We start from the raw sequence: 24,511 nt of genomic DNA, 5'->3' as shown, positions 1-24,511 counted from the left end.
CGGTGAGCATCCCACACGCGGTGTGGCGCACTGGTTCGGCGTACAGGCCCGCGACCATCATCATGAAGGTTTCGAACGTCGGGGCGGTGAAACATACCCGGAAGGGCGCCAGGACACGGGTGAACGTGCCCGGTAGGGTGGGAACCCGGAGCATCGGCGGGAACACTCTATCGTTAGCGATGGGTTGTTGTTAGGAACCGTCGATGCTCCTCCATCTTCCCCAAATCGCCTGCGCGACACACCGTTACACAGCAGGCATCATCGCCAGACTCCCGCCGTCGACACTGAGCCGGACTCCCTAGAAAAGTCCGAAAGTCGAGGTGGTTACCTCGGCTGGGCGCCCTCCAGCAGAACATTATTGGTGTGCGTGGTGTCGGGCACGGTGGGTCACTCCTGGCTTGTGCAGTAGGGGGTCAATACTTCGGTGAGGCGGGTGATTGTTTCCTTCGGTGCGGCGGTCAGGTAGAAATGGCCGCCGTTGAAGGTGTGTAGATTGAATTGGCCGGTGGTGTGGCCGCGCCAGGCCCTGGCCTCGTCGAGGGTGGCGTATGGATCGCGGTCGCCGACGAAAACGGTTATGGGGGAATCGATTACGGTCTCGTCGGGATCGCATTCATAGTTTTCGATGGCGGTGTAGTCGGCCCGGACCGCAGGGAGGAGCATGGCGCGGAGTTCCTCGTCTTGCAGGAGGATGGCATCGGTACCGCCCACGCTTCGGAGTTCGGCGACGATTTCCGCGTCGGTGCTGCGGTGTAGCGCTTCTTCGCGGCGGCGGGACGGGGCTCGGCGGCCGGACGCGACGAGTATCTCTGGCGCGCTTGCCATTCGACGGGCGACCTCGAAAGCGAGGGTGGCGCCCAGGCTGTGACCGAAGAAGGCTAAACGGTCTGCCGACCATGGTTGAAGGGCTTCGGTTACCGAGTCGGCCAGTGCACCCATGTCGGTGATAGGCGGTTCGTTGCGGCGGTCCTGACGGCCCGGATACTGCACCGCCAGAACTTCGATGTCCAAGCCCGACAAGGCAGTCGAGATGGGGAAGAAGAAGCTCGCGGAGCCGCCTGCGTGTGGGAAGCATACCAGGCGAAGCTGGGCCTTGGGGTTGGGTGCGAAAGTTCTTATCCAGGTGGCAGAGTCAAGTCGCGGACAGGTCACGTCAACGGCTTCGGTCATGTTTCGGGCTCCTTCGGGACGGTGGAATTACACAGGCTGCCGCCGGGATGGTCGGGACCCGCTGATTGCCGAGCGCACTAGTTCAGAGACGCCCCGAGCCGACCGGGATACACCCGTGCGGTAGCCGGATGGTCCAGTAAATGTCTTGCGCCACACCTGAAGCGAACTGTATCCGCCGCGGCTTCCACGCGATCTGTCGTGAGGTATCAGGTCATGCCATCCGAAACCTCCCCGGCGCAGCAGACGTCGAGGCCCCGATCCGGATGGTCAAGAGGACATCGTATGAGGACAAGCGAAAATATGGTCGCCCCTGCGCGTCCGGACGTGGAGGCGTGAGCATGGCAGCCAAGCAGAACGACGTCGTCGGTGCACTCCGGAAGTCGCTCAAGGAGACTGAGCGCCTGCGGCGGCAGAACCAGAAGTTCCTGGATCGGGCGAGTGAGCCGCTGGCAATCGTCGGGATGAGCTGCCGGTATCCCGGAGGCGTTACATCGCCGGACGAGCTGTGGGAACTGGTGGCGGGGCAGCGAGATGCGTTGTCCGGGTTTCCCGTGGATCGTGGCTGGGACGTCGAACGCCTCTATGACCCGGACCCGGACCATACGGGCACCGCTTACACCCGTGAGGGTGGATTCGTCGAGCGGGTCGGTGAGTTCGATGCGGAGTTCTTCGGGGTGAGCCCCCGTGAGGCGTTGGTAATGGATCCGCAGCAGCGGTTGCTGTTGGAGGGTGCGTGGGAGGCGTTCGAAGACGCGGGTATTGATCCGAACTCGTTGCGCGGCAGTGATACCGGCGTTTTCTGCGGGCACATGTACTCGGACTACCAATTCGTCGCGGGGATGAGCGACCAGCGTTCCGAGATCGAGGGCTACTTGATGATCGCCTCCGCGGGCAGCGTGGCGTCGGGCCGGATCAGCTACACCTTCGGGCTCGAAGGGCCTGCGGTGACGGTGGATACGGCGTGTTCCGCGTCGCTCGTCGCGATGGATTTGGCAGGTAAGTCGCTGCGAGCGGGGGAGTGCTCACTGGCGCTTGCGGGTGGCGTGACGGTGCTGGCGCGGCCGAACATCTTCGTCGAGTTCAGTCGTCAGCGCGGGATTTCCCCGGATGGGCGGTGTAAGTCGTATGCGGCGGCGGCTGACGGTGTTGGCTGGGGCGAGGGCGCGGGGCTTGTTGTGCTGGAGCGGCTTTCGGATGCGCGGCGAAACGGCCATCGCGTTCTTGCGGTGGTGCGCGGTAGTGCGGTGAATCAGGACGGTGCCAGTAATGGGCTTACCGCGCCGAATGGTCCGTCGCAGGAGCGGGTCATCCGTCAGGCGTTGGCGAATGCGGGTTTGACCGCGGCCGATGTCGATGTGGTGGAAGGCCACGGGACCGGGACGCAACTGGGTGATCCGATCGAGGCGGAGGCCTTGCTGGCGACGTATGGGCGTGAGCGGGCGGGCGGTCCGTTGTGGCTCGGTTCGGTGAAGTCGAATATCGGGCATGCGCAGGCGGCGGCGGGTGTTGCCGGGGTGATCAAGATGGTGATGGCGATGCGGCATGGGGTGTTGCCTGCCACGTTGCATGTGGATTCGCCTTCGCCGCACGTGGATTGGGACGCGGGCAAGGTCGAACTGCTCACCGAGGTACAGCCGTGGCCCGCTTCGGAGCGGCCGCGTCGTGCGGGGGTGTCCTCGTTCGGGATCAGTGGCACGAACGCGCACCTGATCATCGAGGAAGCACCGGTCGAGGATCCGGTGCCGGTCGAGGGGCCCGTGCTGGTCCGAGGTCAGGCGCTCGCAGAGGTGTCGACGGAGCGGACCGTTGGTGCGGTGCCGGTGTTGATGTCGGCTCGCAATGCGCAGGCGCTGCGGGCGCAGGCTGATCGTCTGCGCGCGTATTTGGTTGCACGACCGGAGGTTTCGCCTCTGGATGTGAGTTTCTCCGAGGTGTCCACTCGCGCGTTACTCGAGCGCCGTGCGGTGATTGTGGCTTCCGATCGCGATATGCTGATGGCCGGGTTGGCCGGTCTTGCCGATGGCGAGCCCGCTGCTGGGGTGGTCGAGGGCCGTTCGGTCGGGGGCAAGACGGCGTTCCTGTTCACCGGGCAAGGGGCCCAGCGGGTACGGATGGGTGTCGAACTGGCACAGGTGTTTCCGCGGTTCACCCAGGCCCTCGACGATGTGTGCGCACAGTTGGATCCGCTGCTGGGTAGGTCAGTGCGCGAATTGCTGAATGCCGCAGAAGGTTCCGAAGAAGCAGCACTTCTGGACGCGACCGAATACACGCAGGCGGCGTTGTTCGCGATCGAGGTCGCGTTGTTCCGGCTGGTCGAATCGCTTGGTATCCGGCCGGACTACTTGATCGGGCACTCGGTCGGTGAGTTGGCGGCCGCCCACGTGGCGGGTGTGTTGTCGCTGCCCGATGCTTGCGCCTTGGTCGTCGCCAGGGGCCGGCTGATGGGTGCGCTGCCTGCTGGCGGGGCGATGGTTGCAGTGCAGGCCGAGGAAGCCGAAGTCGATGCGTCGCTGGCGGGTTTCGACGGCCGGTTGGCGATCGCGGCGGTCAACGGTCCGCGTGCGGTGGTGGTGTCCGGTGATGCGGACGCGGTCGAAGAATGGCTGCCTCAGTGGAAAGACCATAAGACGACACGGTTGCGGGTCAGTCATGCGTTCCATTCCCCGCGCATGGAGCCGATGCTCGCCGAGTTCGAACAGGTGGCACGAGGATTGCGGTTCGAGCAACCTCGAATTCCGATCGTATCGAACGTGACAGGCAAGTCGGTGTCCTCGGAGCTGACCGATCCGGGGTACTGGGTGGCGCATGTTCGGGGCGCGGTGCGGTTCCTGGACGGTGTGCGAACTCTGCACGGTTTGGGTGTGCGCCGCTACCTCGAGCTGGGCCCGGACGGTGTGCTGACGGCGATGGCGCGGCAATGCCTCGACGAGTACGACGATGTGGTGTTGATGTCGGCGTTGCGTGCCCGCCAGCCGGAACCAGAAACCTTCGCCGGATTCCTCGGCCAGGCCGCGATCGCCGGAGTGCCGGTGGATTGGTCGGCGTTCTATGCCGGGACCGGTGCCGAGCGGGTCGACTTGCCAACGTATGCGTTCCAGCGGGAACGGTTCTGGCTCTTGCCCAACGCCTCGGCCGCAGATGCGACCGCGGTCGGGTTGGTTCGGGTCGGGCATCCGATCCTGGCGGCGGCCGTGCAGGTTGCCGACCGGGACGAGTGGGTGTTCACCGGCCGCCTGTCATCCGAATCACATTCGTGGACAACCGATCACGTGGTGATGGGGTTGACGATGGTGCCGGGCACCGCACTGGTCGAGTTGGCACTGACGGCGGGGCGCCAGACTGGGACTCCGGTGCTCGACGAGCTGGTGCTGGAAGCGCCGCTGCTGCTGGAAGACGGTGTTGCGCTTCAGGTTCAGGTCACCGTCGGTCGAGCGGCCGAGGACCACCGCCGCGAAATAGCCATCTATACCCGCCCGGAAACCGGCGGCCTGGACCAAGCAGACGACGAGCCGTTGGAGGCGACGTGTCACGCGCGCGGCTGGCTCGCCGCGGAGCAGGAGCTGGTCGCGCCATCGTGGCTGCCGATCGAATGGCCACCGGAAGGTGTCGAGCCGGTCGCGGTCGATGGGTTGTACGTGCGGCTGGCCGAGGCCGGTTACGACTACGGATCCGCCTTCCAAGGGCTGCGCACGGCGTGGCGTTCGGGTGAGGAGGTCTATGCCGAGATCACGCTGCCCGATGATGTCGATGGCGCCGAGTTCGGGTTGCATCCGGCGCTATTCGATGCCGCACTGCATGGTGCACTGCTGGACAAGGGCGCGGGATCGGTTGCGGATCTGCCGTTTTCGTGGTCGGGGGTGCGGCTCGGTCAGACCGGTACCGGACGGGCAAGGGTACGGATCGTTCAGGCGGGCAATAACTCGGTGCGGATCGATATTGTCGGCGAACACGGCGAACCGGTGGTGAGCGTGGACAAACTCGCCCTGCGCCCGGTCGAGCCGGCGCAGTTGGCGAGCGCCAAGCATGGCGGGCAGCGTTCGCTGTTCCAGGTTGACTGGGCCACGGTCACGGCCGCGGCATCGAAGCCCGCGCGAATCGCGGTCCTCGGCAAGCTGGCGGCGTCCGGCGAGCGGTTCGCCGATCTGGATGTGCTGGAGCGGGCGCTGGCCGACGGCGCGGTGGTGCCGAATGCGGTGCTCAGCGCGATCGAAGTCCCGGTGCTCGCGGATGGTTCGGCGGGGGCCGCGCGGGCGGTCGCAGAGCAAGCGCTGGATCTGGTGCAGCGGTGGCTGGCGAGTGAGTGGCCGGGCGATACGCGTCTTGTTGTGGTGACCCGCAACGCGATTGCGGTCGGCGATGAAGCGCCGGACGTTGCGCAGGCACCGGTGTGGGGCCTGCTGCGAAGTGCACAGTCCGAGCATCCTGGGCGGTTCATGCTGGTAGACCTCGACGACAGTGCGCTTTCGGGCGACCTGCAAGCAGTCGCCAGCGGTGAGCCGGAGTGGCGGTCGCTGGTCGACCTCGACGAACCGCAATTGGCCGTGCGCAACGGCCGATTGCTGGCGCCACGGCTGCGGCGTGCATCGACCGAGCCGTCGGCTGCGATCCGGGCGCTGGATCCGGACGGGACAATCCTGATCACCGGTGGCACAGGCGGTTTGGGTGCGTTGTTCGCCAGGCATCTGGTACAGCGGCACGGCGCCAGGCAACTGTTGCTGGTAAGCCGACGCGGCCCGGCGGCCGAGGGTGCGGCGGAGTTGGTCGCCGATCTGGCTGAACTCGGTGCGCACGCGCGAGTGGCGGCATGTGACGTATCGGATCGGGACCAGCTTGCGGGGCTGCTCAATTCGCTGGAGCATCCGTTGACTGCGGTGGTGCATGCGGCGGGTGTGCTGGATGACGGTGTGGTGCAGTCGCTTTCGCGAGAGCAGTTATCGCGGGTGATGCGTCCGAAGGTGGATGCGGCGCTACATCTGCATGAATTGACCGCGGGCATGGAGTTGTCGGCGTTCGTATTGTTCTCCTCGATTACGGCTTTGATCGGCACCCCGGGGCAAGCGAACTATGCGGCGGCAAACGCGGTCTTGGATGCGTTGGCGCACAAGCGAAAAGCCGAAGGGCTGGCCGCTACCTCGCTGGCCTGGGGGCTATGGGCGAACAGCCCCGGCATGGCGGGTGATCTCGATGACACCGAGATCGCGCGGCTGGAGCGGACAGGTATCGGCGCGTTGTCGGCCGAACTCGGGTTGGAGCTGTTTGATCGGGCGCTCGAGCTGGATGCGGCGTTGCTGGCGCCGGTCCGGCTGGACCTCGCGGCCCTGCGGGTGCAGGCGCGAGCCGGCCTGCTGCAGGCGCTGATGCGCGGGCTGGTCCGGGCACCGGCCCGCCGTGCCGAAGCGCGTGGGTCGCTCGCGCAGCGGCTCGCCGGAGTCCCGGAGGCTGAACGTGAACGGGTTGTGCTCCAACTGGTTCAGGCTCAGGTCGCGGCGGTCCTCGGCCATGCATCGTCGGCCTCGATCGATCCGGCGCGGGCCTTCCAAGAGCTCGGGTTCGACTCGCTGGGCGCTGTCGAGTTGCGCAACCGGTTGACGCAGGTCACCGGTGCGCGGTTGCCGTCGACGTTGATCTTCGACCACCCGACCTCCGCGGCGGTAACTCAGCTGCTGCTCGTCATAGTCGCAGGCAGCGCTGCGGAACCGCCCATCGACCAAGAGCTGAACAAGCTCGAAGAAATGCTCGCCGCGATCGGGACCAGTGAGAAGCAACGCGTGGCCACACGTCTGCGCACGCTACTGGCCGCGATTACCGACGGCGGGCAGCCAAGCAGTGATCGGACGCAGATCGAGGCGGCCACCTCCGCGATGGAGATCTTGCAGCTGATCGACGCCGAGTTCGGCGAAGCATGACCAGCGCACCGGCGAGCCCGGACTATCCCAGGAGCCCATGGCAATGAGTGTTGACAGCAACGACCTACAGCAGAAGAAGCTCGTCGAATCGCTGAAGCGAGTCGCCGTCGATCTCAACCAAACCCGGGCCCGGCTGCGGGATTACGAGGATCGAGCAAGTGAACCGCTAGCGATCGTCGGGATGAGCTGCCGGTATCCGGGCGGTGTGACATCGCCGGATGAGTTGTGGGAGTTGGTGGCCGGAGGGCGCATCGGGACCTCGGAGTTCCCGAGTGATCGTGGCTGGGACCTGGAGCGGTTGTATGACCCGGACCCGGACCATACGGGCACCGCTTACACCCGTGAGGGTGGATTCGTCGAGCGGGTCGGTGAGTTCGATGCGGAGTTCTTCGGGGTGAGTCCCCGTGAGGCGTTGGCGATGGATCCGCAGCAGCGGTTGCTGTTGGAGGGTGCGTGGGAGGCGTTCGAGGACGCGGGTATTGATCCGAACTCGTTGCGCGGCAGCGACACCGGCGTCTTCTGCGGCGTCATGTACCAGGACTACGGGTTCGTGGCCGGGACGAGTGACCGCAGCCCCGAGATCGAGGGGTACCTCACGATCTCTTCCGCGGGCAGCGTGGCGTCGGGCCGGATCAGCTACACCTTCGGGCTCGAAGGGCCTGCGGTGACGGTGGATACCGCGTGCTCGTCCTCGCTCGTCGCGATGGATTTGGCGGGTAAGTCGTTGCGTGCCAAGGATTGTTCATTGGCACTGGTCGGTGGTGTGACCGTGCTTGCGCGGCCGAATGTGTTCGTCGAGTTCAGTCGTCAGCGCGGGATTTCCCCGGATGGGCGGTGTAAGTCGTATGCGGCGGCGGCTGACGGTGTTGGCTGGGGCGAGGGCGCGGGGCTTGTTGTGCTGGAGCGGCTTTCGGATGCGCGGCGAAACGGCCATCGCGTTCTTGCGGTGGTGCGCGGTAGTGCGGTGAATCAGGACGGTGCCAGTAATGGGCTTACCGCGCCGAATGGTCCGTCGCAGGAGCGGGTCATCCGTCAGGCCTTGGCCAATGCCGGACTGACCGCGGCCGACGTGGACGTGGTGGAAGGCCACGGCACCGGAACGAGACTCGGTGATCCGATCGAGGCGCAGGCCTTGCTGGCGACCTATGGGCGTGAGCGGGCGGGCGGTCCGTTGTGGCTCGGTTCGGTGAAGTCGAATATCGGGCATGCGCAGGCGGCGGCGGGTGTTGCCGGGGTGATCAAGATGGTGATGGCGATGCGGCATGGGGTGTTGCCTGCCACGTTGCATGTGGATTCGCCTTCGCCGCACGTGGATTGGGACGCGGGCAAGGTCGAACTGCTCACCGAGGTACAGCCGTGGCCCGCTTCGGAGCGGCCGCGTCGTGCGGGGGTGTCCTCGTTCGGTGTCGGTGGCACCAACGCGCACCTGATCCTGGAAGAGGCGCCGGTCGAGGATCAGGCCGCGATCGAGGGCGCGATCGAGGACGAGGGCGCGTCTTCCCCGCTGCCGGTGCTGCCGGTATCGGTTTCTGGCCGCAGTGCGCAGGCGCTGCGGGCGCAGGCGGATCGGTTGCGGGCGTATTTGATTGCACAGCCGAATGTTTCGTTGCTGGATGTCGGTTTCTCGGCGGCGACGACCCGGGCGCAGTTGGAGCGTCGAGCGGTGGTGGTGGCCTCGGATCGCGGTGCGTTGCTGCGCGGATTGAGTGTGCTTTCCGCGGCTGAGCCAGCGGCGAATGTGATCGAGGGACAGGTGGTCGGCGGGAATGCGGTGTTCGTGTTCCCCGGCCAGGGTGCGCAGTGGGCGGGGATGGCGGTAGAGCTACTCGACACTTCGCCGGTATTCGCCGCCGAGATTGCTGCCTGCGGTGCGGCACTGTCGAAGTATGTCGACTGGCGACTCGAGGAAGTGCTGCGTGAGGTCGATGGCACACCGTCGCTAGAGCGGGTCGATGTGGTGCAGCCCGCGCTGTTCGCGGTGATGGTGTCGCTGGCTCGGCTGTGGCGCTCTTACGGCGTGGAACCGATTGCGGTAGTGGGCCATTCGCAGGGAGAGATCGCTGCGGCGTACGTGGCGGGAGCATTGTCGCTCGACGACGCTGCCCGCATCGTCGCGTTGCGCAGCCGCGCCGTGCGTGACCGGCTCGCCGGTGGCGGCGCCATGATGTCGGTCGCGCTACCGGTGCAGCGAGCCGAGGAACTGATCGAGCCCTACCTCGGCCGGATATCGATCGCGGCGGTGAACGGCCCTGCGGCGGTGGTGGTTGCGGGGGAGCGGGATGCGCTCGATGAGCTGCTGGCGATTTGTGTGCGCGATGAGATTCGAGCACGGCGCGTGGCGGTGGATTACGCCTCGCATTCGGCGCAGGTCGAAACGATCGAAACCGAACTACTGGCACTACTCGCACCAATTGCGCCGGTGTCGGGTCGAATTCCGTTCTATTCCACGGCAACCGGCGGGTTCATCGACACCGCGGAACTGGATGCCGCGTACTGGTACGGCAATCTGCGCGGACGGGTCGGATTCGAACCGGCGATCCGCGCATTGGTCGCCGACGGCGCGAACTGCTTCGTGGAGATGTCTCCGCATCCGGTGCTGACGATGGCGATCGAAGAGACGGTCCAAGCATCCGAGGCAGGCCGGATCGGAGTCGTCGGGTCGCTACGTCGCGGCGAGGGTGGCTTGGAGCGGTTCGCGATGTCGCTGGCCGAGGCGCATGTCGTCGGTGTCGCAGTGGACTGGACCGCGTTCTACATCGGCAGCGGTGCGCGACGGGTCGCGTTGCCGACGTATGCGTTTCAGCGCGAACGGTTTTGGCTGATGCCGGGTTCTGGGGCCGGAGATGCCGCCGCGGCCGGACTGGTTCGGGTCGAGCATCCGATCCTGGCGGCCGCGGTGCAGGTGGGTGACCGGGACGAGTGGGTGTTCACCGGTCGTATCTCTCAGGACGCGCAGCCGTGGACACGCGATCACGTGGTGTTCGGGATGGTGTTGGTGCCGGGCACGGCGCTGGTCGAGCTGGTGTTGACGGTCGGCGGTCAGGTTGGCTGCCCGGTGCTCGACGAGCTCGTGCTGGAAGCGCCGCTGATCTTGGAAGACGAAGTCGCACGCCAGATTCAGGTCACCGTCGGCCGACCCGGCGAGGACGGCCATCGCGAGGTGGCAATCTTCTCGCGCGAGGAAGCCGCCAGTGGTGCGGACGAACAGCGCGAGGCGATATGTCATGGGCGCGGCTCGCTGGCGACGACCGAGGGGCCCTCGACGCCATTCCCGATGCAGTGGCCGCCGACCGGTGCCGAAGCTGTTGGTGTGGAAGCGCTCTACGCGCGGCTGGCCGATATCGGCCTTGACTACGGGCCACTGTTCCAAGGCGTGCAAGCGGTATGGCGCGACGGCAGTGAGGTCTACGCCGAGGTGGCACTGCCGCAGGACACCGGAGCCGCTGGATTCGGGATCCATCCGGCGCTGTTCGATGCCGCACTGCACGGCGCCATGCTGAGCAAAGAAGCGGGATCGACTGTGGATCTGCCGTTTTCGTGGTCGGGAGTGCGGATCGGACGGACCGGGGTTTCACGGGCGAGGGTGCGCATCGGCTCGGCGGGGGAGTCCGCGCTTCGCATCGATATGGTCGATGAGACCGGAGCGACGGTCGTGGCAGTCGATGCTCTCGCCGTCCGCCCATTGGAGCCGTCGCAGCTGCAGAGCGGGCAGCGCGGCAAGCGGAACTCACTGTTCCAGGTCGAGTGGGCCGCGGTCACGGCTGCGCCGTCGAAGACGGCGCGGATCGCGGTCATCGGCGAATTGGCTGCTCCCGGTACGCGTTATGCCGATCTAGACGCACTGGAACAGGCAATTGCCGATGGCGCGGAAGTGCCGGATGTGGTGCTTGCCGATGGTGGTGCTGTCCCCCATGAGGTTTTGGTCCTGACCGGGGCTTCGGTATGTGCCGAGGCCGCGCGCGCGGCCGCCGTTCGGATGCTGGAATTGGTGCAGCGGTGGCTGGCCAGTGCGTGGTTGACCGAGGCGCGATTGGTCGTGGTAACCCACAACGCGATCGCCGTTGGCGAGGAAGCACCCGATGTGGCGTCGGCACCGGTGTGGGGCTTGCTGCGCAGCGTGCAGTCCGAACATCCGGGACGGTTCGTGCTGGTCGACCTCGACGACAGTGCCATTTCGACCAACCTGCAAGCAGTCGCTAGCGGTGGTGCCCTGGAGTGGGGGTCGCTGATCGACCTCGACGAACCGCAGTTGGCGGTGCGTGAGAGTCGTTTGCTGGCACCGAGATTCGGTCATGTTCCGGTGACGTCGGCCGGAGATATGTGGCGGCTGTCGATCGGCAGGAAGGGATCCCTGGAAGACCTGGCAATTGTGCCGTCCGACGGTGGCCGGGCGCTGGGGGTCGGTGAAGTGCGGATCGGGATACGGGCCGCGGGCTTGAACTTCCGTGACGTACTGATCGCGCTCGGGATGTATCCGGGTGATGCGCCATTGGGCAGTGAGGCTGCGGGCGTCGTCCTCGAGGTCGGTTCGGACGTCACCGATCTCGTGCCGGGCGACCGCGTGCTGGGGCTGATCACCGAGGCCTTCGGGCCGGTTGCGGTAGCGGATCGCCGGGCGGTAGTACCGATGCCGTCCTGCCTTTCGTTCACTGAGGCGGCAGCGGTGCCGGTGGTGTACCTGACCGCGTACTACGGGTTGGTCGATCTCGCCGACCTGCGCGCCGGCGAGCGCCTGCTGGTGCACGCGGCGGCCGGTGGTGTCGGCATGGCCGCGGTGCAGCTGGCCAAACACCTCGGTGCGCAGGTGTTCGCGACCGCGAGCCCGTCGAAGTGGGATGCGGTGCGCGCCCTCGGCATTCCCGATGATCGAATCGCCTCCTCGCGTGATCTCGCGTTCCGTGAGCGGTTTCTGGAAGTGACCGGCGGTGCCGGTTTCGATGTGGTGCTGGATTCGCTCGCGGGTGAATTTGTTGATGCGACACTGGAATTGCTGCCACGCGGCGGCCGGTTCCTGGAGATGGGCAAGACCGACATCCGCGATCCGGAGGTGATCGCACGAGCGCATCCGGGGGTGTTGTACCGGGCCTACGACCTCTTGTCGGCGGCGGGACTGGACCGGATCCAGCAGATGCTGGGTGAGATCACCGCATTGTTCGAACGGGGCGTGCTCGAATCCGCACCGATCCGGACGTGGGACGTACGCCGCGGTCCCGCGGCGTTCCGCTTCCTTCGCGAGGGCCGCAATATCGGCAAGGTCGTGTTGACGGTTCCGGCGCCGCTGGATACGGACGCGACGATCCTGATCACCGGTGGCACCGGCGGTTTGGGTGCGGTGCTGGCCAAACATCTGGCCGAGCGGCACGGCGCCAAGCACCTGCTGTTGGTGAGTCGCCGTGGCGCCGAAGCCGCGGGTGTGGCCGAGCTGGTTGCCGATCTCGACGCGCTCGGTGCGCGAGCGCGAGTCGAGGCGTGCGATGTGTCGGATCGGGATCAGCTTGCGGCGCTGCTGAATTCACTGGAGCAGCCGCTCACGGCGGTGGTGCATGCGGCGGGTGTACTCGACGACGGCGTGATCGAGTCGTTGACCCCGGAGCAGATGGCGCGGGTGATGCGTCCCAAGGTCGACGCCGCGTGGAACCTGCACGAGCTGACTGCGGACGCGGAATTGTCGGCATTCGTACTGTTCTCTTCTGCCGCAGCACAATTGGGCACGCCGGGGCAGGCGAACTATGCCGCGGCGAACTCCGCCCTCGACGCACTCGCGCATAAGCGACGTGCCGAAGGGCTGGTCGGTACCTCGCTGGCGTGGGGCTTGTGGGCGGATGCGACCGGCATGACCGGGGAACTCGATGAAGCCGACATCGCGCGGTTGGAGCGAACCGGTGTCGGCGCATTGTCGACTGAGCTCGGGCTCGACCTGTTCGATCAGTCCCTCGGACTGGACGCGGCCTTGCTGGTGCCGGTACGACTCGATCTGGCCGTACTGCGGACCCAGGCGAGCGCGGGCATACTGCCCGCGTTGCTGCGCGGCCTGGTGCGTGCACCGGCCCGCCGCACCGAATCCACCAGTACCGGCGGGTCATTGACCCAGCGGCTGGCCGGCGTTGCGGAATCCGATCGTGAGCAGATGGTGCTCGAGGTGGTGCAGGCGCAGGTCGCGGCTGTCCTAGGGCACACGTCCGGTGCCGCGGTCGACCCCGAAAGGGCTTTCAAGGAACTTGGATTCGACTCGCTGGCCGCCGTCGAGCTGCGTAACCGGCTCACCCAAGCTACCGGCCTGCGACTGCCCGCAACCCTGGTTTTCGACTACCCGACCCCGGTGGAGGTCGCCCGCCTGCTTTACACCGACCTTGGCGGCGGCCTAGAAGCGGGCAGCCGCTCACCGTTCGACGAGGAACTGCAGAAGCTCGAAGCACTACTGATCACGGTGGCCGGCGACGAAGAGCGGCTCGCCGAAATCGAGCCGCGGCTGCGCTATCTCAGCAACCGGCTGCGGACCGTACTCAGCGGAACCAACGGCCATCCAGACGATGCGGACGACGAGGTCGACGACTTCGATGTGGCGTCGGACAACGAGATGTTCGAACTGATCGACAAGGAGCTCGGATCGGCATGACCGAAAACACGGACGAGCAGAAGCTCCGTACTTACCTGCGGAGGGTGACCACGGAGCTGCGCACCGCGAACCGTCGCGTGCGCGAGCTCGAGGAACGCGATACCGAGCCGCTGGCCATTGTGGGTATGAGCTGCCGGTACCCGGGCGGTGTTACCTCGCCCGACGAGCTGTGGGAACTGGTGGCGACAGGTCGCGACGTGATGTCGCCGTTGCCGAGTGATCGCGGCTGGGATCTGGAGCGGCTCTACGACGCGGATCCCGATCAGCTCGGGACAGTGTCGGCGACCGCGGGCGGCTTCATCGACGGTGTCGGTGACTTCGACGCGGACTTCTTCGGTATCAGCCCCCGCGAGGCGCTGGCGATCGATCCGGCGCAGCGGTTGCTGCTCGAGGCGGCGTGGGAGGCGTTCGAGGACGCGGGGATCGATCCAACATCATTGCGCGGCAGCGATACCGGTGTTTTCACCGGCGCGGTGACATCGGACTACGGCGGCGCGATGCTGCCGGAACTGGAAGGGTTCCGGCTGACCGGAACCCAGGGCAGTGTGGTGTCGGGCCGGGTCGCCTACAGCCTCGGTCTGGAAGGGCCTGCCGTCACCGTGGATACGGCGTGCTCGTCGTCGCTGGTGGCGATTCATCTGGCGGCCAAGGCTTTACGGGCGGGCGAATGTTCACTGGCGCTGGTCGGTGGCGTGACCGTCCTTGCGGGACCGTTCTTGTTCATCGAGTTCAGCAGGCAGCGGGGACTCGCGCCGGACGGAAGATGTAAAGCGTACTCGGCGGCGGCGAATGGGACCGGGTTCGCCGATGGACTGGGTTTGCTCGTGCTGGAACGGCTTTCGGATGCGCAGCGCAACGGGCGGCCCGTCCTGGGGTTGATCCGCGGCAGCGCGATCAACCAGGACGGGGCGAGTAACGGATTGACCGCACCGAACGGTCCATCGCAGGAGCGGGTTATCCGGCAGGCATTGGCGAGCGCCGGCTTGAGTGCGGCCGAGATCGACGCGGTCGAAGGTCATGGCACCGGTACGCAACTCGGTGATCCGATCGAGGTGCGGGCGCTGCTCGCGACCTATGGGCGCGAACGCGTTGGCGGCCCGCTGCGGTTGGGGTCGATCAAGTCGAATATCGGGCACACCTCGGCGGCGGCGGGTGTTGCGGGTGTGATCAAGATGGTGATGGCGATGCGGCACGGGGTGCTGCCCGCCACCTTGCACGTGGATTCGCCTTCGCCCCACGTGGATTGGGATTCGGGCGAGGTCGAGCTGCTCACCGAGGCACAGGAGTGGGCCTCGAATGGGCGGCCGCGGCGCGCCGGGGTGTCGTCGTTCGGTGTCAGTGGCACGAATGCGCATGTGATCTTGGAGGAGGCGCCGACCGGCGGCGAACGGCTCGACGACGCAGCGGTCGAGGGTCGGGTATCGGTCGAAGATATTGCGCTGCTGACGGTTCCGGAGCGAGCGGCGGGTGTGGTGCCGGTGCTTCTTTCGGCTCGCAGTGAGGTGGCGTTGTGTGCGCAGGCGTTGCGTTTGCGTTCGTATTTGGTTGCGCGGCCGGATGTTTCGTTGGCGGATGTCGGGTTTTCGGAGGTGACGTCGCGGGCGTTGCTGGAGCATCGCGCGGTGGTGGTGGCTGAGGATCGTGCCGAATTGTTGACCGGGTTGGCTGCACTCGCTGCGGCCGAGCCAGGGGCTGGTGTGTTCCAGGGATGTTCGGTGGGTGGGAAGACGGCGTTCCTGTTCACCGGTCAGGGTGCGCAGCGGGCACGGATGGGTGTTGAGCTGGCGGAGGTGTTCCCGCGGTTCGCTGAAGCCTTGGCCGCGGTGTGTGTCGAGTTGGATCCGCTGCTGGGTCGTTCGTTGCGCGAATTGTTAACTGCTACTGAGGGTTCCGAGGAAGCGGCGCTGCTGGATGCGACGGAGTTCACGCAGGTGGCGTTGTTCGCGGTTGAGGTGGCGTTGTTCCGGTTGGTCGAGTCGTTGGGTGTGCGAGCGGATTACTTGATCGGGCATTCGGTCGGTGAACTCGCGGCCGCGCATGTGGCGGGGGTGTTGTCGCTGGCGGATGCGTGTGTGTTGGTTGTTTCGCGTGGTCGGTTGATGGGTGGTCTGCCTGCTGGTGGTGCGATGGTTGCGGTGGAGGCTGAGGAAGCTGAAGTTGTTGTCTCGCTTGCCGATTTCGGGGGTCGGTTGGAGATCGCGGCGGTGAATGGTCCGCGTGCGGTGGTGGTGTCTGGTGATGCGGATGCGGTGGAGGAATGGCTGCCACGGTGGCAGCATCGAAAGACGTCGCGGTTGCGCGTCAGCCATGCGTTCCACTCACTGCGGATGGAGCCGATGCTGGCGGAGTTCCGGCGGGTGGCTGAAGGATTGCGCTTCAGCGAGCCGCGGATCCCGATCGTGTCGAACGTGACCGGCAAACTGGTGTCTTCGGAGTTGGCCGATCCTGAGTATTGGGTCGCTCATGTTCGAGCCGCGGTGCGGTTCGCTGATGGGATACGGACTCTGCATGGTTTGGGTGTGCGTCGGTTCTTGGAGTTGGGCCCGGACGCGGTGTTGACGGCGATGGCGCGTCAGACACTCGATGAGTATGACGATGTGGTGTTGGTGGCGGCGTTGCGTGCTCGTCAGCGGGAGTTGGCGGCATTTGCTGGGTTTCTCGGTCAGGTGCAGGTGGCTGGGGTCGGGGTGGATTGGTCGGTGTTCTATGCCGGGACTGGTGCGCAGCGGGTGGGTTTGCCGACGTATGCGTTTCAGCGGGAACGGTTTTGGCTGTCGCCGAACAGCGGGGTCGCGGACGCGTCGGCGGCCGGGTTGGGCCGGGTGGCGCATCCGCTGCTGTCGGCCGCGGTTTCCGTCGGCGATCGCGACGAGTGGCTGTTCACCGGCCGTCTGTCGACCGATACCCAGCCCTGGGTTGCCGAGCATATGCTCCTCGGCAACATTGTCGTCCCGGGCACCGGGCTGGTCGAGCTCGCGCTGGCCGCCGGTCGGCTGACCGCGAGTCCGGTCCTCGCCGAGCTGGTGCTGGAAGCGCCGTTGCTTTTGGCAGCCGGGATCGCCCGGCAGTTGCAGGTTACGGTCGGCGAGAGCGATGCGGACGGCTGCCGGGAAGTAGCGATCTACTCACGACCGGAAACCGTTGGGCCCGAGGGCGAGCGGGATGTGACGTGCCATGCGCGCGGCAGGCTCGAGGCTGAGGCTGAGGCTGAGGCTGAGGCCGAGGCTGAGGTTGAGGTTGCGTGGCCCACCGAGTGGCCGCCCGAAGGTGCGCAGCCGCTCGCGATCGACGCGCTCTACGCTCGCCTGACCGACCTCGGCTACGACTACGGGCCTGTCTTCCAGGGGGTTCGGGCCGCCTGGCGCAACGGCGAGGAAACCTATGCCGAAGTGGAACTGCCGGACAACGGTGATGGTGCCGGGTTCGGAATCCATCCCGCTCTGTTCGACGCGGCGCTGCAGAGCGGCGTCATTCTGCTGACCGGCCGCGATGACAGCAGCCATAAGATGCCATTCAGCTGGGCAGGCGTGCGCCTCGCCAGCCTCGGCGTATCCCGGCTGCGCGTGCGCTCCGTCGTGACCAGCGATTCCTCGCTGCGACTCGATGCGGTCGACGAGTACGGAACCGCAGTCGTTTCGGTGCGTTCTATCGTTGTCCGCCCGGTCGAGCAGGCACAGCTCGAAGGTGCTCGCGGTCGGCAACATTCGCTGTTCAGCCTCGGTTGGGACGCGGTGGCGGCGGAGCACGATGCGCGCAGCGACCACGGGACGGATACCGGTCAGGCGCGGGTCGCGCTGCTCGGTGCGGGCGAGAAGGTTGGCGAAAACTACTGCGCCGACCTGGACGCTTTGGAACGTGCCGTCGCCGGCGGTGCCGCGGTGCCGTCGGTGGTCGTTGCCGAGATCGATGCGCAGCCGGGTGCAAGCGAAGCGACGCCAGAATCACCTGCGGCGGGCGCGGCGGCGACAGCGCGGTTGGTTGCCGGGCGTGCGCTGCATTTGGTGCAGCGGTGGCTGGCGAGCGAATGGCTAACGGACGCCAGGCTTGTGGTGGTCACCCGCAACGCAGTTGTTGTTGGTGCGGAAGTGCCCGACATTGCGCAGGCTTCGGTCTGGGGGCTGGTGCACAGTGCCCAGTCCGAGCATCCGGGACGGTTCGTGCTCGTCGATCTCGACGGCCCAGCGGCAGTTGAGCCGGACTGGGGCGTGCTGATCGGTGCGGACGAGCCGCAGTTGGCCATCCGAGACGGTCGGTTGCTGGCACCGCGGCTCGGGCGCGCTGATCTGGCGGCGTCGCGTACGCCGCAGCCGTTCGACCCGGATGGGATCGTGTTGATCACCGGTGGCACCGGCGGTTTGGGTGCGGTGTTCGCGCGGCATCTGGCCGGTGCGCGCGGTGCGCGGCGTCTGCTGTTGGTGAGCAGGCGTGGCTCCGCGGCCGACGGTGTCGACGAATTGGTCGAGGAGTTGGCCGGCTTGGGCTGCGCGGCACAGGTCGCGGCGTGCGATGTGTCCGACGGTGCGCAGTTGGCTGACTTGATCGGGTCTCTGCAACATCGGTTGACCGCCGTGATTCATGCTGCGGGTGTGCTGGATGACGGTGTGGTGGAGACGCTTTCGCCGGAGCAGCTGGCGCGGGTGCTGCAGCCGAAACTCGATGCGGCACTGCACCTGCACGAGCTGACCGCGGGCATGGACTTGTCGGCGTTCGTGCTGTTTTCGTCGGTGGCCGCGTTGATCGGCAGTCCCGGTCAGGCGAACTACGCGGCCGCCAATGCTGCCCTGGACGCGCTCGCACACCAGCGACGCGCCGCTGGGCTGCCCGCGACCTCGCTGGCGTGGGGCCTGTGGGCCGATGCGCGCGGTATGGCGGGTGACCTCGACGAGGCCGATCTCGCCCGGCTGGAGCGGATGGGCGTCGGTGCGTTGTCGGCCGAGCTCGGGCTCGAATTGTTCGACCAGGCACTCGAATTGGATGCGCCGCTGTTGGCGCCGGTGCGGTTGGATCTCGCCGCCCTGCGGGTGCAGGCGCGGGCGGGCATGCTGCCCGCGCTGCTGCGGGGGCTGGCGCCTGCGCCCGCCCGCCGTGCCGCCGCGGGTGGGTCGCTGGCGCAGCGGCTCGCCGAGGTGGCGGAGTCCGATCGGGATCGGGTGGTGCTCGAGTTGGTGCAGGCGCAGGTCGCGGCTGTCCTCGGACATGCTTCGGCGGCGGCGGTCGGTTCCGAACGGGCTTTCAAGGATCTCGGATTCGACTCGCTGAGCGCGGTCGAGTTGCGTAACCGGTTGACCCAGGTGACTGGTGTGCGGTTGCCCGCGACCCTTATTTTCGATCATCCGACGCCGGTGGCGGTTGCGCGGTTGATTCGCACCGAAGTTGCCGGGGTCGTGGATGTTTCGCGACCAGCAGTGCGTTCGCGGCAGGTGCGGGTGGATGAGCCGCTGGCGATTGTCGGTATGAGTTGCCGATATCCGGGTGGTGTCACCTCGCCGGACGAGCTGTGGGAACTGGTTGCGTCGGGCCGCGACGCGGTGTCGGGGCTGCCGACCGATCGCGGCTGGGATGTGGAGCGGCTGTACGACCCGGATCCGACCCAGCCGTGGTCGGTGAACACGACCGGCGGCGGCTTCCTGGAACGGCCGGGCGAGTTCGACGCGGAATTCTTCGGGATCAGCCCGCGTGAGGCGCTGGCGATGGACCCGCAGCAGCGGCTGATCCTCGAGGCGGCGTGGGAGGCGTTCGAACATGCCGGTATCGACCCGACCTCGTTGCGCGGCACCGAGACCGGCGTTTTCTGCGGTGCGGTCACCTCGGACTACGGCAGCTCGACGCTGCCCGAACTCGAGGGGTACCGGCTGACCGGCACGACGGCCAGCGTGCTGTCCGGCCGGATCTCGTACACCCTTGGGTTGCAGGGGCCTTCGGTGTCACTGGATACGGCGTGCTCCTCGTCGATGGTGGCGCTGCATCTGGCCTCGCAGGCGTTGCGCTCGGGCGAATGTTCGATGGCGCTGGCGGGTGGCGTGACGCTGATGTCCGGCCCGTACACGCTGACGGAATTCAGCAGGCAGCGGGCGGTGTCGCCGGACGGGCGCTGCAAGGCGTACGCCGCGGCCGCGGACGGGACCGGATTCGGCGACGGCGTGGGTGTGGTTGTACTGGAACGGCTTTCGGATGCCGTGCGCAATGGTCATCGGGTGCTCGCGGTGGTACGCGGCAGTGCGGTGAATCAGGATGGCGCGAGCAATGGGTTGACCGCGCCGAATGGTCCTGCGCAGGAACGGGTTATCCGGCAGGCGCTGGTGAACGCCGGTCTGACCGCGGCCGATGTGGACGCGGTGGAAGGCCACGGCACCGGCACCAAGCTCGGTGATCCCATCGAGGCGCAGGCGCTACTGGCGACTTACGGTCGTGAGCGAGCGGACGGTCCGCTGTGGCTCGGATCGATCAAGTCGAATATCGGGCACACCTCGGCCGCTGCCGGCGTGGCCGGTGTGATCAAGATGGTGATGGCCTTGCGCAACGGGGTGCTGCCCGCCACCTTGCACGTGGATTCGCCTTCGCCGCACGTGGATTGGGAATCCGGCGGGGTCGAGCTGCTGACCCGGGCGCAGCAGTGGTCGCCCAACGGACGGCCGCGCCGTGCTGGCGTCTCGTCGTTCGGTGTGAGCGGCACCAACGCGCACGTGATCTTGGAAGAGGCGCCTGCGGTGCAGCCGGTCGCGCGGGATCAGCACGGTGGACCGTCGGTGGTGCCGGTGCTGGTGTCCGCTCGGACCGACGCCGCGCTGCGGGCCCAGGCCGATCGTTTACGGACGTATCTGCTTGCGCGGCCAGAGATTTCGCTGCTGGATGTCGGCCTCTCGGCGGCGACCACTCGGGCGCAGTTGGAGTATCGCGCGGCGGTGGTGGCCAACGATCGTGCGGATCTGCTGGCGGGGCTGGCGGCATTGGCTTCGGCTGAGCCCGCGGCGAATGCGCTAGAGGGGCAAATGGCCGGTGGGAATGCGGTATTCGTATTCCCCGGGCAAGGCGCGCAGTGGGCGGGCATGGCGGTGGAACTGCTGGCGTCCTCGCCGGTGTTCGCTGCCGAGATCGCCGCGTGCGGTGAGGCGTTGGCTCGATATGTCGACTGGCGGATTCAGGATGTCCTGCGGGAGATCGCCGGTGCGCCGTCATTGGAGCGGGTCGACGTGGTGCAGCCCGCTTCGTTTGCCGTAATGGTGTCGCTGGCCGCGTTGTGGCGCTCGTACGGCGTGGAACCGATGGCGGTCGTCGGGCATTCGCAGGGTGAAATCGCCGCCGCCTATGTTGCGGGTGGGCTATCGCTCGATGACGCCGTCCGGATCGTGGCGCTGCGCAGCAGGCTGGTGCGTGAGCGATTGTCCGGCTCCGGCGCAATGATGTCGGTCGCTTTGCCGGTGGACCGGGTCGAGGAATTGATCGAGCCATATGCGGGACGAGTCTCGATCGCAGCCGTGAATGGTCCTGCGGCGGTGGTGGTTGCCGGTGAGCCGCAGGCACTCGATGAGCTGCTGGCGAGCTGCGACCGCGACGGAGTGCGGGCCCGGCGAGTAGCCGTGGATTACGCCTCGCATTCAGCGCAGGTGGAGGCGATCGAAGCCGAACTGCTGGAGATACTGACACCGATAGCTCCGATGTCCGGTCGAATTCCGTTCTACTCCACGGCAACCGGTGGGTTCATTGATACGTCGACGCTGGATGCCAACTATTGGTACGGGAATCTGCGCGGCAGAGTCGGATTCGAGTCCGCGGTCCGGGCATTGGTCGACAGCGGCGCGAACTGCTTTGTGGAGGTCTCTTCGCATCCGGTGTTGACAATGGCGGTCGAGGAAACAGTCCAGGCACATGACGGCGCAACCCGGGTGAGCGTTGTCGGGTCGCTGCGTCGTGGCGAAGGCGGGCTGGAGCGCTTCGTGACGTCGTTGGCTGAGGCACATGTGGCCGGTGTCGCAGTAGATTGGCCGATGCTGTTCGCCGGATCCGGTGCGCGGCAGGTCGAACTGCCGACGTATGCCTTTCAGCGCGAACGGTTTTGGCTGGCGCCGGGGGCCGGGAATGGTGATGCGACGGCGGCCGGTCTCGGTCGGGTCGAGCATCCGATCCTGGCGGCTGCCGTGCAGGTGGGCGATCGAGACGAGTGGGTGTTCACCGGGCGGATCTCGGCGGACGGGCAGCCGTGGACCCGGGATCACATGGTGTTCGGGACGGTAGTGGTACCGGGCACCGCACTGGTCGAATCGGCCCTGGTGGCTGGTCGTGAGGTGGGCTGCCCGGTGCTCGACGAATTGGTCATCGAAGCGCCGCTGATCCTGGAGGACGGTGTCACGCGGCAGATCCAGGTGACGTTGGGCCCGATTACGGAGGGCAGTCGTCGCGAATTGGCGATCTTCACCCGGCCGGAAACCGGTAGTGCGGACGAGCCGCAGGAGACGATCTGTCATGCCCGAGGGGGTTTGGCTGTGGCAGCGGAACCGGCGGCGCCGTTCCCGTTGCAGTGGCCGCCGGTCGGGGCCGTGCCGGTAGCGGTCGACGCGTTGTATGCGCGGTTGGCGGAGGCCGGTTACGACTACGGTCCGATGTTTCAAGGGCTGCGGGCGGCGTGGAGTGCGGGCAGCGAGGTTTATGCCGAAGTGGCGTTGCCCGACGACTCGGAGCGGGCCGCCGGTGGTGCGGGGTTCCGACTGCATCCGGCGTTATTCGATGCCGCGCTGCACGGCGGATTCGGATTGCTCGACCAGGGCGGTTCGTCCGCAGCGGGATTGCCGTTCTCGTGGTCGGGGGTGCGGCTCGGGCGGGCGGGGCTCACGCGGGTGCGGGTGCGGATCGGCTCGGCGGGTGAGTCCGCACTGCGGGTCGACATTGCCGGTGCGGATGGCGAGCCGGTGATGAGTGTGGACAAGCTCGTGTTCCGGCCGGTGGAACAGGGCCAGCTCGAGGGGATGCGGCGTAGTCGGCCGAGTTCGTTGTTCGGGGTCGACTGGGTCGCGGTCGCGGAGGGTTCGTCGAAGCCGGTGCGGGTGGCGGTCTTAGGTGAGTTTGCTGTGGCGGGTGATCGTTATGCGGATCTGGATGTGTTGGAGCGGGCGCTGATCGAGGGTGCGGTGGTGCCGGGAGTGGTTGTCGCCGCGGTCGATAGTCCGGCCCAGATGGCTGATGCGGCTGGGGCTGTGCGGGTGGTTGCTGAACAAGCGTTGGCGTTGGTGCAGCGGTGGTTGGCCAGTGCGTGGTTGACCGAGGCGCGATTGGTGGTGGTGACCCGCAACGCGATCGCCGTGGGCGAGGAAGCGCCGGATGTGGCGTTGGCTTCGGTGTGGGGTTTGGTGCGTAGTGCTCAGTCGGAACATCCTGGTCGGTTTGTGCTTGTTGATGTCGATGACAGTGGCGATCTGGACTGGGGGTCGTTGGTTGGTGTGGATGAGCCGCAGTTGGCGGTGCGTGGGGGTCGGTTGCTGGCGCCACGGCTCGGACGTGTCGGTGCGGTCATACCGGGTGCGATTCGGTCGTTGGATGCGGATGGGACGGTTCTGATCACCGGTGGCACAGGTGGTTTGGGTGCGTTGTTCGCCAAACATCTGGTCGAGCGGCACGGTGCCAAGCGGTTGCTGTTGGTGAGCCGTCGCGGCCCGGCGGCGGATGGTGTGGGTCAGTTGGTCGCTGATCTGGCGGCGCTCGGTGCGCAGGCCCGGGTCGAGGCGTGTGATGTCGGGGACCGGGATCAGTTGGCGGGGCTGCTCGGGTCGTTGGAGCATCCGTTGACCGCGGTGGTACATGCGGCGGGTGTGCTGGAAGACGTTGTGGTGGAGTCGCTTTCGCCAGAGCAGCTGGCGCGGGTAATGCGTCCGAAGGTGGATGCGGCGTTGCATCTGCACGAATTGACCGACGGGATGGGGTTGTCGGCGTTCGTATTGTTCTCCTCGGTGGCGGCGCTGATCGGCAGTCCGGGGCAGGCGAACTACGCGGCGGCGAATGCGGTATTAGATGCATTGGCGTACAAGCGCAGAGCCGAAGGGTTGGCCGCGACCTCGCTGGCGTGGGGTTTGTGGGCGAATGCGACCGGTATGACCGGTGAACTCGGCGAGGCCGATCTTGCACGGCTGGAGCGGATGGGTGTCGGCGCGCTTTCGGCTGAGCTCGGGCTCGAATTATTCGATCAGGCACTGGAATTGGATGCGGCGTTGTTGGCGCCGGTGCGACTGGATCCGGTTGCGTGGCGGTTGCAGGCGCGGGCGGGGATGTTGCCTGCGTTGCTGCGTGGGCTGGTGCGGATACCTGTGCGGGGTAGCGAGTCCGTGGGTGGGTCGTTGGTGCAGCGGCTAGCGGGTGTGACGGAGGCCGATCGGGGACCGGTAGTGCTCGAGTTGGTGCAGGCGCAGGTCGCGGCAGTTCTCGGCCACGCTTCAGCCGCTGCCATCGACCCGGACCGGGCGTTCCAGGAGTTCGGGCTGGACTCGCTCGGTGTGGTCGAGTTGCGCAACCGGCTCGCCCAGGCCACCGGTCTGCGGCTGCCCGCGACGCTGGCCTTCGACCATCCGACCGCCGCCGCGGTCGCACAGCTGATGCTCTCCGAAATCGGCGGCAGCACTGCGGAACCGCCCATCGAGCAGGAACTGAACATGCTTGAAAACATGCTCGCCGGGATTACGGCCGTCGAGCAGCAACGGGTGGCCGCGCGTCTGCGCACCCTGCTGGCCGCCATCACCGCAGGCGGGCACAGCACAAGCGAACAGATCGAAGCCGCCACGACCGCGGACGAAGTCTTCCAGCTGATCGACGCCGAGTTCGGCGAGGCATGACGAGG

3 protein-coding genes and 2 pseudogenes are annotated in these 24,511 nt (G+C 66.6%); 4 read left to right on the top strand and 1 reads right to left on the bottom strand.

Annotation, left to right across the window (positions count from 1 at the left end):
* Positions 1 to 387: 387 nt before the first annotated feature.
* Positions 388 to 1,170: a thioesterase II family protein gene (locus ACQPW1_RS30590; RefSeq protein ID WP_433655234.1), complete on the bottom strand. Its 783-nt coding sequence runs from the start codon at positions 1,168 to 1,170 to the stop codon at positions 388 to 390.
* A gap of 338 nt (positions 1,171 to 1,508) precedes the next feature.
* On the opposite strand from ACQPW1_RS30590, the pseudogene ACQPW1_RS30585 reads away from it, so the two are divergent.
* The 4 genes and pseudogenes from ACQPW1_RS30585 to ACQPW1_RS30570 all read left to right on the top strand — a co-directional run.
* Positions 1,509 to 7,076, top strand: a pseudogene (locus ACQPW1_RS30585) (SDR family NAD(P)-dependent oxidoreductase); the annotation flags it as partial.
* A gap of 43 nt (positions 7,077 to 7,119) precedes the next feature.
* Positions 7,120 to 10,263: pseudogene (locus ACQPW1_RS30580) on the top strand (type I polyketide synthase); the annotation flags it as partial.
* Between the two features lie 87 nt (positions 10,264 to 10,350).
* A complete protein-coding gene (locus tag ACQPW1_RS30575) occupies positions 10,351 to 13,692 on the top strand; it encodes an SDR family NAD(P)-dependent oxidoreductase (RefSeq protein ID WP_433665368.1) in 3,342 nt (1,113 codons plus the stop codon).
* Positions 13,683 to 24,506: an SDR family NAD(P)-dependent oxidoreductase gene (locus ACQPW1_RS30570; protein ID WP_433665367.1), complete on the top strand. Its 10,824-nt coding sequence runs from the start codon at positions 13,683 to 13,685 to the stop codon at positions 24,504 to 24,506. The genes ACQPW1_RS30575 and ACQPW1_RS30570 overlap by 10 nt, the downstream gene beginning before the upstream one ends.
* Positions 24,507 to 24,511: the final 5 nt, after the last annotated feature.

It is taken from the genome of Nocardia sp. CA-128927 (assembly GCF_050955855.1).
GTDB lineage: Bacteria > Actinomycetota > Actinomycetes > Mycobacteriales > Mycobacteriaceae > Nocardia.
Note: the sequence above shows the minus strand (reverse complement) of the source record. Positions and strands in the feature narration are given on the sequence as shown.

Coding starts and splice junctions, on each gene's coding strand:
- ACQPW1_RS30590 (WP_433655234.1), bottom strand. CDS start 1,170: ATGACCGAAGCCGTTGACGTGACCTGTCCGCGACTTGACTCTGCCACC.
- ACQPW1_RS30575 (WP_433665368.1), top strand. CDS start 10,351: ATGCAGTGGCCGCCGACCGGTGCCGAAGCTGTTGGTGTGGAAGCGCTC.